This window comes from Bacillus sp. SIMBA_074, assembly GCF_046534555.1.
Classification (GTDB): Bacteria; Bacillota; Bacilli; order Bacillales; family Bacillaceae_G; genus Bacillus_A; species Bacillus_A mycoides.
The window spans coordinates 48,087-62,020 of record NZ_JAWRYM010000003.1 but is presented as its reverse complement, the minus strand read 5'-3'; the positions used below and the strand labels follow the sequence as shown (position 1 = coordinate 62,020).

Here is a 13,934-nt window from a genome sequence, read left to right as displayed (position 1 = left end):
ACGAAAATGATAACGGTTACTTATAAATGAATTTATTTATAAATACGTAAAAATTGCCCGGATAGATGAAATGATTTCTAGTTCTCCTGATTGAATGGGCGGAGCCGCTTGCGCATGCAAAGTAGCATATGATGCGATCTCCCGTGGTAATTGGACAGATTCTTCAACGAATGAGAGGGGAACAGGATTAATATTTAAATTGTAGGTACTCGCAATTGTACGAGCTTTGTCTACTGCTTGTTGCAGAGCTTGAATGAGAGCTTGCTCATAATATTTATTTGGATGAGATATTCGAAAACGTAATCCTTTTGCTACGTTTGCACCATTCGAAACGGCTATATCATATACTTCCCCTGCTTTTTGCACATTTAAAACGGTAATTTCATACAAATGCTCCACACGGTAGCCTTGTAGTAATGCTTTATCATTTACATATTCGTATTGAGGCGTAATCGTATAAGAAATGGTTTCTATATCTTTATCGGCAATACCTAGCTGTTTGAGTGCATCAAGCAATTGTTTCGATTGCACTGCATTTTCTTCTTGCGCTTGTTTTACATTTTTACTATCCGTTCGAATGCCCAGTGTTAATATGACAACATTTGGTTTTGCTTTTATAATGCCTTCTCCTTGTACAGTAATAGTAGCTTCTTTACCAGTATTTGTCGTACGGATATTATGTAAATACGGATTCATTCCACTTTGCATTTATGCTCACCATCCTTTTTTACATGTATATGTGTGAACAAAAAAGAAAATCGTATGAAAAAAGTTACATAAATGAGAATGTTGAGGGAAGAAAGCATATACAACATAGGTATTTATAGATTATAATATTTGTAAATATGATAAAAAAGGGACGAGGCTAGTGAGCGAAAATAGAGAAACACTGATTTTAGATTTATCTGCATCATTTCGAAAGATGATACGTTTATTACAAAATGATATTAATACACGTTTTTCAGAGCATATGCCATATAACGAATTCTCTGTATTACGTGCGTTATTTTTAAAAAGTCCACAGATGGCTTCGCAAATTGCGAGTGAAGTAAACGTAACCTCCAGTCATATTACAGCTGTAACAGATCGTCTCGTGCGAAAAGGATTTGTTGAAAGAAAACGTTCAAATTCAGACCGTCGTATCGTATACTTAGAAATTACAGAAAACGGACGAGAAGTAACTGAAAAACTTGAAGCTGTGCGTAAAGAATATTATAAAGAGAAATTTAAAGGTTGGAGCGACCAAGAGATAGAAATGGTTTTAGAACTATTTGGCCGCGTATTATAATAAATGAGGATAGGAAGCGAGAGCTTTCCTATCCTTTTTCTTTTGAATAAAAATATTTTGAAACTCCGATACTTTAATTAAAAAGATCGGAGGAAAGATTATGAAATATATTGCGGCACTTACCGTTTTACTTGGAAGCCTTTTCTGCTTTAATACATTTACGTACGCCGATACCCCTATTCAAGTGGTGCAAAAAGAAGTAAAGTACATTGAAAACGATAATACTGTCTTATATTCGAAATTATGGGTTCGTTCTATGCAAAATGCAGTATTATTTCATCATAGCGATAATATTCGTAATCAGGACACATTACGTAATGTAACAAGTTCATCGCTCATTAAAGCGAAGCAATTACCGTTTAAGAAAGCATCTATGTATATTCCGAGATTATCGCAATACGTATCAAAAGCAGGAAAAGAAAACATTCAAGTGTACTACATTGCGGTGCACTATAATGTGAAAAAAGAAAATGCATATCAGTTAAATGGCATGAACTATTTTCTACAAGTATTTCTGAAAGAGCGCGGGGAATGGAAAATTGCTGAAAGTGTAGTCGCACCGACAGAGCAAATTGTGCAAAATGGTGATGGATTTGGGATGAAAGAAGAGAGGGTGTATGGAGATAGGAGAGAGAATGTGAAATAACCTCCTTTTAGTGAGGAGGTTATTTCGTATGAAGTAAAAATTTTTTATTTATCAAATAGTGAAGTATTATATAGCTAAATAGTCCTATTATTATGAACCCAGCGTAATAACTTAATAGCGGATCACTTTTTCCACCTGTTATCCGGCCTCCTAATAGAGCAAAACATATTGTAACACACGGTATAAATAAACCATTTAGTTTAGTGAATAATAATATTTTACCGTTATTTTCATTTGGGGTCCGATCATATAAAAATACTCCTAATGGTAAAAGGATGAGAATATATAGAATCGGAGTGATAAGCTTCCAGATAGGTTGAAATTGATGGTGCTCCTTAACTGATTCTTTTAAATTATTAATGTCTACTTCTTTTACTTTTGGATTAAATGTATAAGATATATAAGTATTATTAGTAGGTGCAAAAACTTCAATATTCTCTATATATGATGCATAATTCGCTTTCTTAAGGGAAAATTCAGTTGTAGATACATTTGTGTGAATCCAAGCAAAATGAAAAAGTAACATGCCTAATCCAGATGGTAATATAATGAAAACTAAGCTTAATATACTATGTGAAATAACATTCCCAGCAATTGTTCCGATAAAAATAGCTATTGTAAAAATCGCAATCCATGTAATGGTAACATACCATAATAATGTACGCATTGGCCCGAAAGATTGGTATTGGCTAAAAAGATTAATCTTTAGGATGAAATAAATTAAGATGCCATTAAGACTCATTATGAATAGAATTGCGATTGTCCCGAACAGCCACTTAGAAAGAAAAAGCTCTTTTCTCGTGAATGGCATTGCAAATAACAGATAGTCTGTTTGATTTTGTCTTTTCCAACTGATTAATGAACAGGCGAGTAATATGAAAATTGGAATGAAGGGGATGATAAGAGTATCCCCATTTAAACTATAGTAGAAATAGCCATCTTCGTTTGGTTGAACCTGTAAATCATTAAAGTAGCTAATAGGTAAAAACCAAAAACTACTACAAGAAAAGAGTAAAAGAATGTACTTACTTTGCTTGTAATGATGGAGCCATAAAGCTTTATGAAACATGTAATCCCTCCAGTACAAAATTGTGATAATGATGAGTTTATTTAGCGTTCCAAGAGAACTTCCATTTCAATAGTTTGGATAGAAGAAAATAGCTAATTATGCTTGATCCAAAAAGTCCAATGTAAAAATTAAGTAATGATTTGTCTCCACTTAAGACTAAACCACCAACTATTCCTATAACGAAAATACCAATGCTCATAATTATTTTTTGTAACTTCGGATATAGGAGGAAGTTTCCATTTAGCTCATTGACTGAACGAACATATAAATATATACCGAGTGGTAATAAAATAATGATATATGTGATAGGTGCAATCAATAATTTTGCTGAAGGGATTTTTGTAAAGTTTGGTTCATTATGACGCACTCCATCCTCATCAGTAAAAGCGCTTTGAGGATCGTAATTAAAGCGAATAGTAAACTCTTCTACTGGACCAGAAATCCGTATGTTTTCCATAACACGATGCATATTGCCATTGTTCTCATGAAAGTCAACATTTGAGTGAACAGCGATGACTCCCGAGATAAGTGGTGGAAGTAATAATGGGAACATGAATATAGCTGCAGTGAGAAATCCTTGCGAAATAACATTCCCAGTTATTGTTCCTATACACAAGGCAAGTGTATAAATAGCAATTAATACAATTAACATGTATATAAAATAAGAATGAAATGGGGAAAATACTTGATATTTATTATGAAAAGTCAACTTTTTCATAATAGCAAATAGTCCCCAGTTTATACTAACAGCTGCTACAATGTTATAAGTACCAAACAACCATTTTGTCATAAAAAGGTGGGAACGTTTAAAAGGCATAGACCAAAGGAAATCAATGGAGTTATTTTGCCTTTCCCAACCGATTAACGTACAGGCCAGAATGATAAGTGCGCTACCTTGAAAGATGACAGGGTCCATAAGTGATAAACCAAAATTGTAATGATATACATATTCCCCTTCTTTTGGCATCTTCAGAAGGTATTCTTGTTCAATCGATGTTATATAGTATTTGTATGACAAATTGTAGAAGCTAACGAACCAAAACAGCCATACAACATATTTACTTTGTTGATACGTTCTTAGCCATATTGCTTTTTGAAACATAGGATCTCTCCTTTAAAAGACTTTATAATTTGTTAGGCGTGATAATACAACATAAGTAATGATTCCAGCGAGAAACAAACCGATATAGTAGTTAAATAAGAAACTAAATTGAGTTATTTTATAGCCGCCTAGTAATGCAAAGTAAATGGTTGTCCCCCATATCCACATCCGTAAATGATTTTGGAAAATAAATATCTTTTGAGTGTTTTCATTAGGTGATCGTGTATATAAGTATGTGCCAAGGAGTAAGTAAAATATTGTATACAAAATAGGGACTAACATTGATTTAGCTGAATAATAAGTATAAGATGCTGGATTTCTTAAAGTAGTCGGATCATTTTCTATTTTACGTAATTCTGGATTGTATTGGTAATAAATTGAAAAATTATATATCGGTGCAACTATATTTGTTTTGTGATTGATTTCATCAAGTTGTTGATACAAGTTGGTATTTCTAGCATCTGTAGTATGTAAAGAGTTTATTGTAAAATTGTACAATAATGACGTAAATGTAAGTCCCATTAATAGCCATGGAATACAAAAAGCGACTTGCGAAACGATGCTTCCAGTAAAAGTACCGATGCATAGTGCAGCTGTATATACTGCAACATAAGAAACAATCGCATAAAGAAAGTATCGATGGAACGGACTAAATGATTGATAATCAAAATGAATGGTTGTTCTATAAATAACGTACATAAGAATCCAGTTTACAAGGAGAGATCCTATAATCCAGAATGAACCGAAAGTCCATTTGGAGAAGAAAATATCTTTTCTTGTAAATGGCATTGTCATAAGTAGAGTGTTAGATTGGTTGCTACGTTCCCATCCTATTAATAGACAAGCTAAGCAAATAATAAGAATAGTTAGCCAAAAACTATTACTTGTATTTGACCAAAAAGAATAATAGTAATAGAATGTTCCCTTTTCATGCAATTTATAATAATTAGCAAGTTGTTGCTGAGCTGCTTTATAGTATCCGAAAGATAAAATATAAAGTGTACTCAAGAAAAAGAGTAAAACAGCATATTTCCCGCGCTTCCAATTCCACATCCACAACGCCTTATGAAACATACCCATCCTCCTCAAGTGTCGTAACGAAGACATCTTCAAGTGACATTGATAATTCTTCAATGAGTATTGGTTGCTCTTTATAAAACTTCTCCAGTGTTGTAGCCACATTTTCCTCAATTAAGATTGTATATACTTTTCCTGTTTGGTTTAATATTTTAATATTGCTTAAGTTTTCTAGTTTTTGAGGTAATGAACGTTCATAAGCAACTTGTATTTTGGCAAATCGTGATTTTGCATCATCTAGTGATGTAATAGAATCTACTGTATGTCCTTTTAAAATAATGATTGTATCGGCAATTTTTTCAACTTCATCTAAATGGTGAGTGGAGATGAAAATTGTAATTTCTTTTTCTGCTACTTCTTCAACGAGAAATTGTAGAATCTGTCTTTTAACGATAGGATCAAGTCCGTTTGTCGGTTCATCTAAAATGACATATTCTGCTTTTGCAGCGAAAGCTAAAATGATCGCAAGCAGTGCTTTCATTCCTTTTGAGTAACTACGAATACGTTTGTTTGGTAAATTAAAACGTTCTAATATTCCATAAAAATACTGTTCATCAAATGCTGTATAAACCGCTTTATAAAACTTTACGATTTCCTTCACTGTATATCCGTTCAGTATGTTAGTAGAGTCTGGAACGTATACAACTTTTTGTTTAATTTCAGGATGCATATGAATATCTGTATTATCATATGTAACAGTTCCTTCATCGGGGTCTAAAATGCCGACCATCGTTCGTAATAAAGTTGTTTTCCCTGCGCCATTTCTTCCGAGCAATCCGACGATACTACCTTTTTGTAATGTGAAAGAAACATCGTCTAAAATCGTTTGGTTATCAATTGTTTTCTTCAAGTTTGTCACTTTCAACATCTGTATTTCCTCCAATCTCTTTATAGTATGAATCTATCCAATCGTGAATTTTATCTTTCGTAATCCCAAGATAAGAGGCTTCTAGTAATAATTGATGAAATTGCTTTTCAACCATAGCGATTTTCCTTTCGTCTAATGTTGGGGTAATCGATTGGGCTACAAATGTTCCTTTTCCTCGTAATGTTTCAATAATCCCTTGTCGCTCTAATTCTTGATAAGCTTTACTTACTGTATTTGGATTTATAACGAGCAAAGAAGCAAGCTCGCGTACAGAAGGAAGTTTATCACTTGGAGCTAACATATTTTTTAGTACGAGCTCTTTTATATTTTGAACAATTTGTTCCCATATCGGAGTGTTGCTTCTTGGATCAAGTTGAATATGCAAGAGCAATGTCTCCTTCCTAATGAGTATTAAGTGTACTACTACGTGTAATACACTTAATACAATATAGGCAATGAATTTATTTGTCAACTGAAAATAATAGAAAAATATGGTATTAAAAATGTATAAATTGGAAAAAATAAGTTTGATATAGAATGGAGGGTTAGTCATGAAGCGAGTTTTTGGAATACTTGTTTGTTTCATGTTATTGCTTTCTGGTACTTCAGTTAGTTTCGCACAATCTGAGAAAACGAAGCAGGAAAAAACAGAAGAAACCACGCCGAAGTTAGCGGAACAAGCGTCGTCAGCGATCGTAATTGAGCAAGATACAGGTAAAGTTTTGTTTGATAAAAATCCGAATGAAAAGTTACCACCTGCTAGTATGACAAAGATTATGACAATGCTATTAATTATGGAACAAGTTGAAAAAGGAAAACTAAAACTAAACGATAAAGTTAGAGCGAGTGAACACGCAGCTTCAATGGGCGGATCACAAATTTTTCTAGAACCTGGGGAAGAGATGACTGTAAATGAAATGTTAAAGGGCATTGCAATTGCATCTGGAAATGATGCATCTGTTGCAGTAGCTGAGCATATCGCTGGTTCAGAAGAAGGTTTCGTAAATATGATGAACAAAAAAGCGAAAGATCTAGGATTGAAAAATACACATTTTCAAAATCCGACAGGTCTCCCGGCGAAAGATCATTATTCTACAGCGAATGATATGGCTATTATGGCGAAAGAGTTGATGAAGTATCCACTTATTCGAAAATACACAGGTAAATATGAAGACTATTTACGTGAAAATACGGATAAGAAGTTTTGGCTTGTTAATACGAATAAGCTAGTACGTTTTTATCCTGGAGTAGATGGAGTGAAAACAGGCTTTACGACAGAAGCGAAATATTGTTTAACGGCATCGGCTGAGAAAAATGGTATGCGTGTTATTTCAGTTGTAATGGGAGCACCTACATCAAAAGAGCGGAACAATCAAGTAACGAAGCTTCTTGATTATGCATTTGGACAATACATGACAAAGAAATTATATACACGTGGTGAGAAAATTAAGACTGTACAAGTAGGAAAAGGTAAGGAAGAAAAAGTAGATTTAGTTGCGTCAGACAATGTGTCTCTTCTTATGAAGAAGGGCGAAAATATGGACAAAGTTAAACAAGAAGTGATTGCTGAAAAGAAAGTGAAGGCACCGATTAAAAAAGGTGATGCACTTGGGACACTTGTTATTAAAAGAGATAAAGATGTTTTATTAAAACAAACAATTGTAGCGAAAGAAGATGTTGAGGCAGCGAGCTGGTGGGAGTTATTTAAAAGAAGTTTTGGGATGTTTTCAACATCAAAATAGCGGCGGAAATTTTGATGTTTTTCTGTTCGTATTTACTGAAATAATTGCTGAAAGGTTTCACTTTATGACGAAATAGTTCTTCTTTTGTCAGTAGGAAGGATTCTGATTTTATATCACGAAAATCTTATGTTAATGAGTAAAGTTTGAGCATAAGGAGGAAATCGTGTGAGTCTTTCCATGCATTTAGAAGTAAAACGTGACGTCTTATGTGTGAGGCTAGAGGGCGAGTTAGATCATCATACTGCTGAAGAGTTGCGAACGAAAGTCACAGATATGATTGAGACACATGGTGTTCATCATATTATTTTGAGCCTAGAGAACTTAACATTTATGGATAGTTCTGGTTTAGGCGTTATATTAGGCCGATATAAACATGTAAAGGGATTAGGTGGAGAGATGGTTGTCTGTGCAATTTCACCGCCCGTTAAACGTTTATTTGAAATGTCAGGTCTATTCAAAATTGTTCGTTTAGAAGAAAGTGAAGCGCATGCGCTCGCGACGTTGGGGGTGGCGTAGATGAGAAATGAAATGAACCTTCAATTTTCAGCGTTAAGTCAGAATGAATCATTCGCTCGTGTTACGGTAGCTGCTTTTATTGCGCAATTAGACCCGACGATGGAAGAACTAACAGAGATTAAAACAGTTGTGTCAGAAGCGGTTACAAATGCAATTATTCATGGGTATGAAGGAAATGCAGAAGGTGTTGTTTATATTTCAGTGATTTTGGAAGAAGCGATGGTGAAACTCACGATTCGAGATGAAGGGATTGGTATCTTTAACTTAGATGAAGCAAGACAACCCCTTTTTACAACTAAACCTGAATTAGAGCGTTCCGGAATGGGATTTACTATCATGGAAAATTTTATGGATGAAGTAGAAGTTATTTCAAACGAATCTTTCGGGACAACAATCCATTTGACAAAATACTTATCAAATAGTAACGCTCTATGCAATTAAGGAGAATAGCCAATGGACATAGAGGTCAGAAATGAGAAGAAGAAACCTCAGTTAAAGGACCACGAGCTAAAAGCGTTAATTCAAAAAAGTCAAGATGGAGATCAACAAGCGAGAGATACAATCGTTCAAAGTAATATGCGTCTCGTATGGTCGGTTGTACAGCGATTTCTTAATCGAGGATACGAACCAGACGATTTATTTCAAATTGGATGTATTGGACTCTTAAAATCGGTAGATAAATTTGATTTATCTTTCGACGTGAAATTTTCAACATATGCAGTTCCAATGATTATCGGTGAAATACAACGATTTTTACGTGACGATGGATCAGTGAAAGTAAGTAGATCTTTAAAAGAAACAGGAAACAAAGTCCGAAAGATGAGAGACGAGCTTTCGAAAGAATTTGGAAGGGCTCCAACGATTAATGAGGTAGCACAGGCTCTTGAACTAACGCCGGAAGAAGTTGTTCTGGCGCAAGAAGCGAGTCGTGCTCCTTCGTCGATACATGAAACTGTGTATGAAAACGACGGAGATCCAATTACTATTTTAGATCAAATTGCAGATCAATCGGAAACGAAATGGTTTGATAAAATTGCTTTAAAAGAAGCAATTAGAGAATTGGATGAACGAGAAAGGCTAATTGTGTATTTGCGCTATTATAAAGACCAAACCCAATCAGAAGTAGCGGAGCGCATAGGCATTTCGCAAGTACAAGTTTCAAGACTTGAAAAGAAAATATTAAAACAGATGAAAGATCGAATAGATGAATAGCTATCTATTCGATCTTTTTTTATTGTCACGAAAAGGAGAAGATTCCAACTATCGATAAAAAATTTACAGAATTTATTGATAATTTAGTTAATTTAAACTATAATCCAAGTATGAACTTGTCACAAAGGGGGAAGGAAACATGGAAACGAGGCAACAATGGGGAACCAGGGCTGGATTTATTTTTGCAGCAATCGGTTCCGCTGTTGGACTAGGGAATATATGGCGTTTTCCTTATACAGCGTATGAAAACGGGGGAGGCGCATTCTTTTTACCGTACTTATTTGCATTATTAACGACGGGTATTTCATTGTTAGCTTTCGAGTTTGCTCTTGGGCATCGTCATCGTGGTTCGGCGCCACTTACATTCTTCCGTATTCATCGACGTGCTGAATTTATTGGATGGTGGCAAATGTGTGTGACATTTATTGTTTCAACATATTACGCTGTAATCATTGCTTGGTCTATTTCGTATACGTACTTTGCAATTACTGGAGCATGGGGGAAAGACACGCAATCATTTTTATTTAAAGAATATTTACATGTTGCAGATAAGCCAGGACAATTCGGGGGGCTCGTACCAGAAGTATTAATTCCGTTAGCTCTCGTTTGGATTATTGTGCTTGGTGTTGCGTTTAAAGGAGTTAAAAAAGGAATCGAAGTTGTTAACCGTATTTTTATTCCTTTACTAGTTGTTATGTTCCTTATTATCGTTGTTCGTGCAGTGACGATGGAAGGTGCGATGCAGGGGCTAGATGCATTTTTTAAACCAGATTGGAGTCGTATTTTTGATGGGAAAGTATGGCTTGCTGCTTACGGTCAAATTTTCTTTAGTTTATCTTTAGCATTCGGAATTATGATTACGTATTCTAGTTATTTACCGAAAAACTCAGATACAACAAATAATGCTTTTATTACAGGATTTGCAAATTCAGGATTTGAATTATTGGCAGGTATTGGTGTCTTTGCAGCTCTTGGATTTATGGCGAATAACATGGGGGTACCGGTTGATAAAGTAGCTAGTGCTGGTGTAGGACTTGCATTTGTAGTATTCCCGCAAATTATTAATGAGTTACCGATGTCGCCGTTATTTGGTGTATTATTCTTCTTATCTCTAACTGTTGCTGGAATTACATCACTCATTTCACTTGCAGAAGTATGCTTTGCCGCTGTATCTGAAAAATTCAGCTTGAGTCGTCAAAAGACGATTGGAATTATGGGAACGCTATTAGTATTAGTTTCTCTTGTTTTTGCAACACGTGGTGGACTTATGTTCCTAGATGTTGTTGATTACTTCGCTAACAATTTTGGATTGATTACAATTGCACTCGTTGAAGTAGTTACAATAGGATTAATCTTGCGCCGTTTACCAGTTTATCAAAATCATGCAAACTTTGTATCTGATATAAAGTTAGGAACGTTTTGGAGAGTGAGTTTACTCGTTATTACTCCACTTATGTTAGGGTATATGTTAATTGATGGTACAATCCAAAACATTAAAAAGAACTACGGAGGTTATCCAACAGAGTTTGTTGTAACGTATGGTTGGTCGATAGCGGCAGCGTTTCTTATAGTTGCACTAGTCATTAGTCTGAAGAAATGGAATGCACAAATACATTCAGACTCTGTCCAGCTTGAAAAAGAATGGAAGGACCGAGGTGTTTCATGATGAGTGGATCAGCGATTATGATGATGGTTATAGGTATGGTAGTCATTTGGGGAGGACTTGCATTAAGTATTGCAAATTTATTTAAGAAAAAGGCATAAACTAAAAAACATCTGTACCGAAGCGGTACAGATGTTTTTTTATGAAAAAATTGTATTAGAAAAAAATTCAATAACCATACTACAACTACGAGGAAGAGTGAAGGGGTGAATGGAAATTGGAAGGAACAATTTATATTAAAATGCGCAATCGCTTAAAAGTGTCTTCTACGTATGAAGTAAAGCTGAGCGATGTTGCTCAACTTGCCGGAGATTCTTTTGTAGTTGAGTCGTTACAAAATGAGATAGTCTACAAAATAACAGCACATGATAAGACGCATGTTGTAATTGATGTCATGAAAGTAATTGAGATTATTCAACAAAAAGCATCTCATGTACAAATTAATTTACTGGGTTCTGGACAAACTCTTGTTGAAATTATATATGAAAAAAAGAAAGTACCCCCAATTTTCTTTGGACTTGTATGGTTGTTACTTTTCATTGGAGCGGCCCTTGCAATAATTTATTTCCATGAGGATGTAAGTATGCAACAAGTACATCAACGGTTATATTACATGATTACTGGAGAGTTTAAGGAGCAACCACTATTATTTCAAGTTCCATATTCAGTAGGTCTTGGATTAGGTATGGTTTTATTTTTTAATCATGTATTTCAAAAGCGAATTAATGAAGAGCCTAGTCCGTTAGAAGTTGAGATGTTTCAATATCAGCAGTCGCTTGATCAATATGTAATTGTTAATGAAAACAAGGATAACACGAAACAACTTGCCGATGATTGAATGTGGGTTTGTTATATTAATTGGTTTAGCTGGCGGGATTGCAGTAGGTAGCGGATATGTTGCCTTTTTAGCTGTTCTCGGTATTATCCCGCGCTTAGCTCAATTAACGAGAAGTGGAAAGCATATTCAATATTTTGAGTGGGCTGTCATTGCGGGTACTTTAACTGGGGCTTGGTGTAGTTTGAAAAACATTACATTTCAAACATCGCAATATTGGCTTGTAATATTAGGGTTATTTTGTGGCACATTCATTGGAATGCTTGCTGCGGCATTAACAGAAGTATTAAATGTTTTACCTATTTTAGCGAAACGAGTCGGGGTAGAGGGGAAAATTGTTGTTTTACTCGTTGCTCTTGTACTTGGAAAAGTAATAGGCTCATTGTTTCACTGGATTTATTTCGTAAAGTAGGAGGCAATATATATGACAAGGCGAAAACTGAAAGATGATTACATAAATAAAGTGAAGGAGTACCATCCAAAGCCAAACTATTTGCTAAATTGTGTGAAGGCATTTCTTGTAGGTGGGCTCATTTGTACAGTCGGAGAAATATTGATGAAATTTTATATACATTATTTTCACTTTAGTGAACAAGAGGCAGGAAATCCGACAGTTGCAACTCTTGTTTTACTATCAGCGATTTTAACAGGGTGTGGTGTATATGATAAAATTGGGCAGTTTTCTGGAGCGGGATCAGCAGTACCAGTTACTGGATTTGCGAATTCTATGGCGAGTGCCGCACTAGAACATAGGAGTGAAGGGATTGTTCTAGGAGTCGCTACTAACATGTTTAAGCTTGCAGGAAGTGTCATTGTGTTTGGAGTCGTCGGTGCATACATTATCGGATTAATAAGATATACATTTCAAATTTTAATGTCTTAAAGGAGGGGTGGGTATGAGATTGACAGGAAAACAAACGTGGGTATTTCAAAATGATATTTTCGTGAATGCAACTGGTACTGCTGTCGGTCCGAAAGAAGCTGAAGGCCCTCTTGGAAAGGATTTTGATATTTCATATTCTGACTTACATTGCGGAGAGGAAAACTGGGAACTTGCTGAACGAAGGTTAATGTCAGACTCGATTCAACAAGCACTGCAAAAAGGAAATATAAAACCATCACAAATTGATTTCTTTTTAGCAGGTGATCTATTAAACCAAACAGTGACAGCAAATTACGTTGCTCGAGATTGTGGTATTCCTTTTTTAGGGATGTTCAGTGCTTGTGCGACGTCAATGGAAACTTTGGCGGTTGGATCAGCATTTATAGATGGTGGATTTGCGAATCGTGTCTTAGCGACAGTAAGTAGTCATAATGCGACGGCTGAAAGACAATTTCGTTACCCAACAGAATACGGAGGACAAAAGCCAGAGACAGCAAACTCAACTGTTACTGGAGCAGGGTCAATATTGATTAGCAATGAGGAGAGTGCAATTAAAATAACAGCAGCAACAATCGGCAAAGTACAAGATTTAGGAATTGCTAATCCTTTAGATATGGGATCAGCGATGGCACCAGCTGCTGCTCATACAATTCAACAGCATTTTGAAGATTTGGGAAGAAGTGCAGCTGATTATGACCTTATTGTTACTGGTGATTTATCAGCTGTTGGGACACCAATTGCGAAACAACTTTTACTTGAGGAAGGGTATGATCTTGGGCATGTATACAACGATTGTGGATTAATGATTTACAATTCGAATCAAGAAGAAGTGTTTGCAGGGGGCAGTGGTTGTGCTTGTTCAGCTGTTGTAACATACGGCCATTTATTGCGTGAACTGCAAAAAGGGAATTTACAAAGAATTTTTGTCGTTGCAACTGGAGCTCTATTAAGCCCCATGATGATGCAACAGAAGGAAACGATTCCAACGATTGCACATGGTGTTGTGTTTGAAAGCGTTAAAGGAGAGTGAATT

The 13,934-nt window shown here is 35.4% G+C and carries 18 protein-coding genes; 12 read left to right on the top strand and 6 right to left on the bottom strand.

What is annotated here, in order from left to right; genetic code table 11:
- Positions 1-36: 36 nt before the first annotated feature.
- Positions 37-708, bottom strand: coding sequence for an SIMPL domain-containing protein (locus SB773_RS04845; protein WP_002067033.1), 672 nt, complete (start codon positions 706-708; stop codon positions 37-39).
- Positions 709-868: 160 nt separating this feature from the next.
- On the opposite strand from SB773_RS04845, the gene SB773_RS04840 reads away from it, so the two are divergent.
- Positions 869-1,288 carry a MarR family winged helix-turn-helix transcriptional regulator gene (locus SB773_RS04840; protein ID WP_060749666.1) on the top strand — a complete coding sequence of 140 codons (420 nt, stop codon included), beginning with the start codon at positions 869-871 and terminating at the stop codon, positions 1,286-1,288.
- Positions 1,289-1,388: 100 nt separating this feature from the next.
- Positions 1,389-1,934 carry a hypothetical protein gene (locus SB773_RS04835; protein WP_410588847.1) on the top strand — a complete coding sequence of 182 codons (546 nt, stop codon included), beginning with the start codon at positions 1,389-1,391 and terminating at the stop codon, positions 1,932-1,934.
- A gap of 19 nt (positions 1,935-1,953) precedes the next feature.
- On the opposite strand, the gene SB773_RS04830 is transcribed toward SB773_RS04835, so the two are convergent.
- Genes SB773_RS04830 through SB773_RS04810 form a run of 5 tightly spaced genes read right to left on the bottom strand, consistent with a single transcriptional unit; the run spans position 1,954 to position 6,435 of the window.
- Entirely contained in the window at positions 1,954-3,003 is a 1,050-nt protein-coding gene (locus SB773_RS04830; protein ID WP_241875755.1) for an ABC-2 transporter permease, read from the bottom strand.
- A 37-nt stretch (positions 3,004-3,040) separates the two neighbouring features.
- Entirely contained in the window at positions 3,041-4,105 is a 1,065-nt protein-coding gene (locus SB773_RS04825) for an ABC transporter permease subunit (protein WP_410588845.1), read from the bottom strand.
- Between the two features lie 12 nt (positions 4,106-4,117).
- Positions 4,118-5,179: an ABC transporter permease gene (locus SB773_RS04820; RefSeq protein ID WP_410588843.1), complete on the bottom strand. Its 1,062-nt coding sequence runs from the start codon at positions 5,177-5,179 to the stop codon at positions 4,118-4,120.
- Positions 5,169-6,050 (bottom strand): ABC transporter ATP-binding protein, encoded by an 882-nt coding sequence (locus tag SB773_RS04815; protein ID WP_410588841.1) that lies wholly within the window; start codon positions 6,048-6,050, stop codon positions 5,169-5,171. The genes SB773_RS04820 and SB773_RS04815 overlap by 11 nt, the downstream gene beginning before the upstream one ends.
- Positions 6,016-6,435 carry a GntR family transcriptional regulator gene (locus SB773_RS04810; protein ID WP_002033900.1) on the bottom strand — a complete coding sequence of 140 codons (420 nt, stop codon included), beginning with the start codon at positions 6,433-6,435 and terminating at the stop codon, positions 6,016-6,018. Before SB773_RS04810 ends, SB773_RS04815 begins: the two co-directional genes overlap by 35 nt.
- Before the next feature lie 166 nt (positions 6,436-6,601).
- Here SB773_RS04810 and dacF point away from each other — a divergent pair, with 166 nt between their 5' ends.
- From dacF to spoVAD, 10 genes are all read left to right on the top strand, one after another.
- Entirely contained in the window at positions 6,602-7,792 is a 1,191-nt protein-coding gene (dacF, locus tag SB773_RS04805; protein ID WP_002088461.1) for a serine-type D-Ala-D-Ala carboxypeptidase DacF, read from the top strand.
- 165 nt (positions 7,793-7,957) lie between these two features.
- Complete coding sequence (spoIIAA, locus tag SB773_RS04800) at positions 7,958-8,308, top strand: anti-sigma F factor antagonist (RefSeq protein WP_002128957.1); 351 nt, start codon at positions 7,958-7,960, stop codon at positions 8,306-8,308.
- Positions 8,309-8,749 carry an anti-sigma F factor gene (spoIIAB, locus tag SB773_RS04795; RefSeq protein WP_001243400.1) on the top strand — a complete coding sequence of 147 codons (441 nt, stop codon included), beginning with the start codon at positions 8,309-8,311 and terminating at the stop codon, positions 8,747-8,749. It abuts the gene before it with no gap.
- Between the two features lie 12 nt (positions 8,750-8,761).
- Positions 8,762-9,520, top strand: coding sequence for an RNA polymerase sporulation sigma factor SigF (gene sigF, locus SB773_RS04790; RefSeq protein WP_002014922.1), 759 nt, complete (start codon positions 8,762-8,764; stop codon positions 9,518-9,520).
- Between the two features lie 139 nt (positions 9,521-9,659).
- Positions 9,660-11,186, top strand: a complete 1,527-nt coding sequence (locus tag SB773_RS04785) for a sodium-dependent transporter (protein WP_002014921.1) — start codon at positions 9,660-9,662, stop codon at positions 11,184-11,186.
- Positions 11,186-11,284 carry a methionine/alanine import family NSS transporter small subunit gene (locus tag SB773_RS04780; RefSeq protein ID WP_000016829.1) on the top strand — a complete coding sequence of 33 codons (99 nt, stop codon included), beginning with the start codon at positions 11,186-11,188 and terminating at the stop codon, positions 11,282-11,284. The genes SB773_RS04785 and SB773_RS04780 overlap by 1 nt, the downstream gene beginning before the upstream one ends.
- Positions 11,285-11,400: 116 nt before the next feature.
- Positions 11,401-12,021, top strand: a complete 621-nt coding sequence (locus SB773_RS04775; protein ID WP_410588837.1) for a stage V sporulation protein AA — start codon at positions 11,401-11,403, stop codon at positions 12,019-12,021.
- Entirely contained in the window at positions 12,014-12,430 is a 417-nt protein-coding gene (gene spoVAB / locus SB773_RS04770) for a stage V sporulation protein SpoVAB (protein ID WP_000568664.1), read from the top strand. The genes SB773_RS04775 and spoVAB overlap by 8 nt, the downstream gene beginning before the upstream one ends.
- Positions 12,431-12,442: 12 nt before the next feature.
- A complete protein-coding gene (spoVAC, locus tag SB773_RS04765) occupies positions 12,443-12,901 on the top strand; it encodes a stage V sporulation protein AC (protein WP_002192608.1) in 459 nt (152 codons plus the stop codon).
- A gap of 13 nt (positions 12,902-12,914) precedes the next feature.
- Positions 12,915-13,931, top strand: coding sequence for a stage V sporulation protein AD (gene spoVAD, locus SB773_RS04760; protein ID WP_002192609.1), 1,017 nt, complete (start codon positions 12,915-12,917; stop codon positions 13,929-13,931).
- Positions 13,932-13,934 lie beyond the last annotated feature (3 nt).

What these genes read in the sequence shown, in the direction of transcription:
- spoVAC (WP_002192608.1), top strand. Translation starts at nt 12,443, where the DNA reads ATGACAAGGCGAAAACTGAAAGATGATTACATAAATAAAGTGAAGGAG.
- sigF (WP_002014922.1), top strand. Translation starts at nt 8,762, where the DNA reads ATGGACATAGAGGTCAGAAATGAGAAGAAGAAACCTCAGTTAAAGGAC.
- dacF (WP_002088461.1), top strand. Translation starts at nt 6,602, where the DNA reads ATGAAGCGAGTTTTTGGAATACTTGTTTGTTTCATGTTATTGCTTTCT.
- SB773_RS04820 (WP_410588843.1), bottom strand. Translation starts at nt 5,179, where the DNA reads ATGTTTCATAAGGCGTTGTGGATGTGGAATTGGAAGCGCGGGAAATAT.
- SB773_RS04830 (WP_241875755.1), bottom strand. Translation starts at nt 3,003, where the DNA reads ATGTTTCATAAAGCTTTATGGCTCCATCATTACAAGCAAAGTAAGTAC.
- SB773_RS04815 (WP_410588841.1), bottom strand. Translation starts at nt 6,050, where the DNA reads ATGTTGAAAGTGACAAACTTGAAGAAAACAATTGATAACCAAACGATT.
- spoVAD (WP_002192609.1), top strand. Translation starts at nt 12,915, where the DNA reads ATGAGATTGACAGGAAAACAAACGTGGGTATTTCAAAATGATATTTTC.
- spoIIAB (WP_001243400.1), top strand. Translation starts at nt 8,309, where the DNA reads ATGAGAAATGAAATGAACCTTCAATTTTCAGCGTTAAGTCAGAATGAA.
- SB773_RS04785 (WP_002014921.1), top strand. Translation starts at nt 9,660, where the DNA reads ATGGAAACGAGGCAACAATGGGGAACCAGGGCTGGATTTATTTTTGCA.
- SB773_RS04835 (WP_410588847.1), top strand. Translation starts at nt 1,389, where the DNA reads ATGAAATATATTGCGGCACTTACCGTTTTACTTGGAAGCCTTTTCTGC.
- SB773_RS04845 (WP_002067033.1), bottom strand. Translation starts at nt 708, where the DNA reads ATGCAAAGTGGAATGAATCCGTATTTACATAATATCCGTACGACAAAT.
- SB773_RS04780 (WP_000016829.1), top strand. Translation starts at nt 11,186, where the DNA reads ATGAGTGGATCAGCGATTATGATGATGGTTATAGGTATGGTAGTCATT.
- spoVAB (WP_000568664.1), top strand. Translation starts at nt 12,014, where the DNA reads ATGATTGAATGTGGGTTTGTTATATTAATTGGTTTAGCTGGCGGGATT.
- SB773_RS04825 (WP_410588845.1), bottom strand. Translation starts at nt 4,105, where the DNA reads ATGTTTCAAAAAGCAATATGGCTAAGAACGTATCAACAAAGTAAATAT.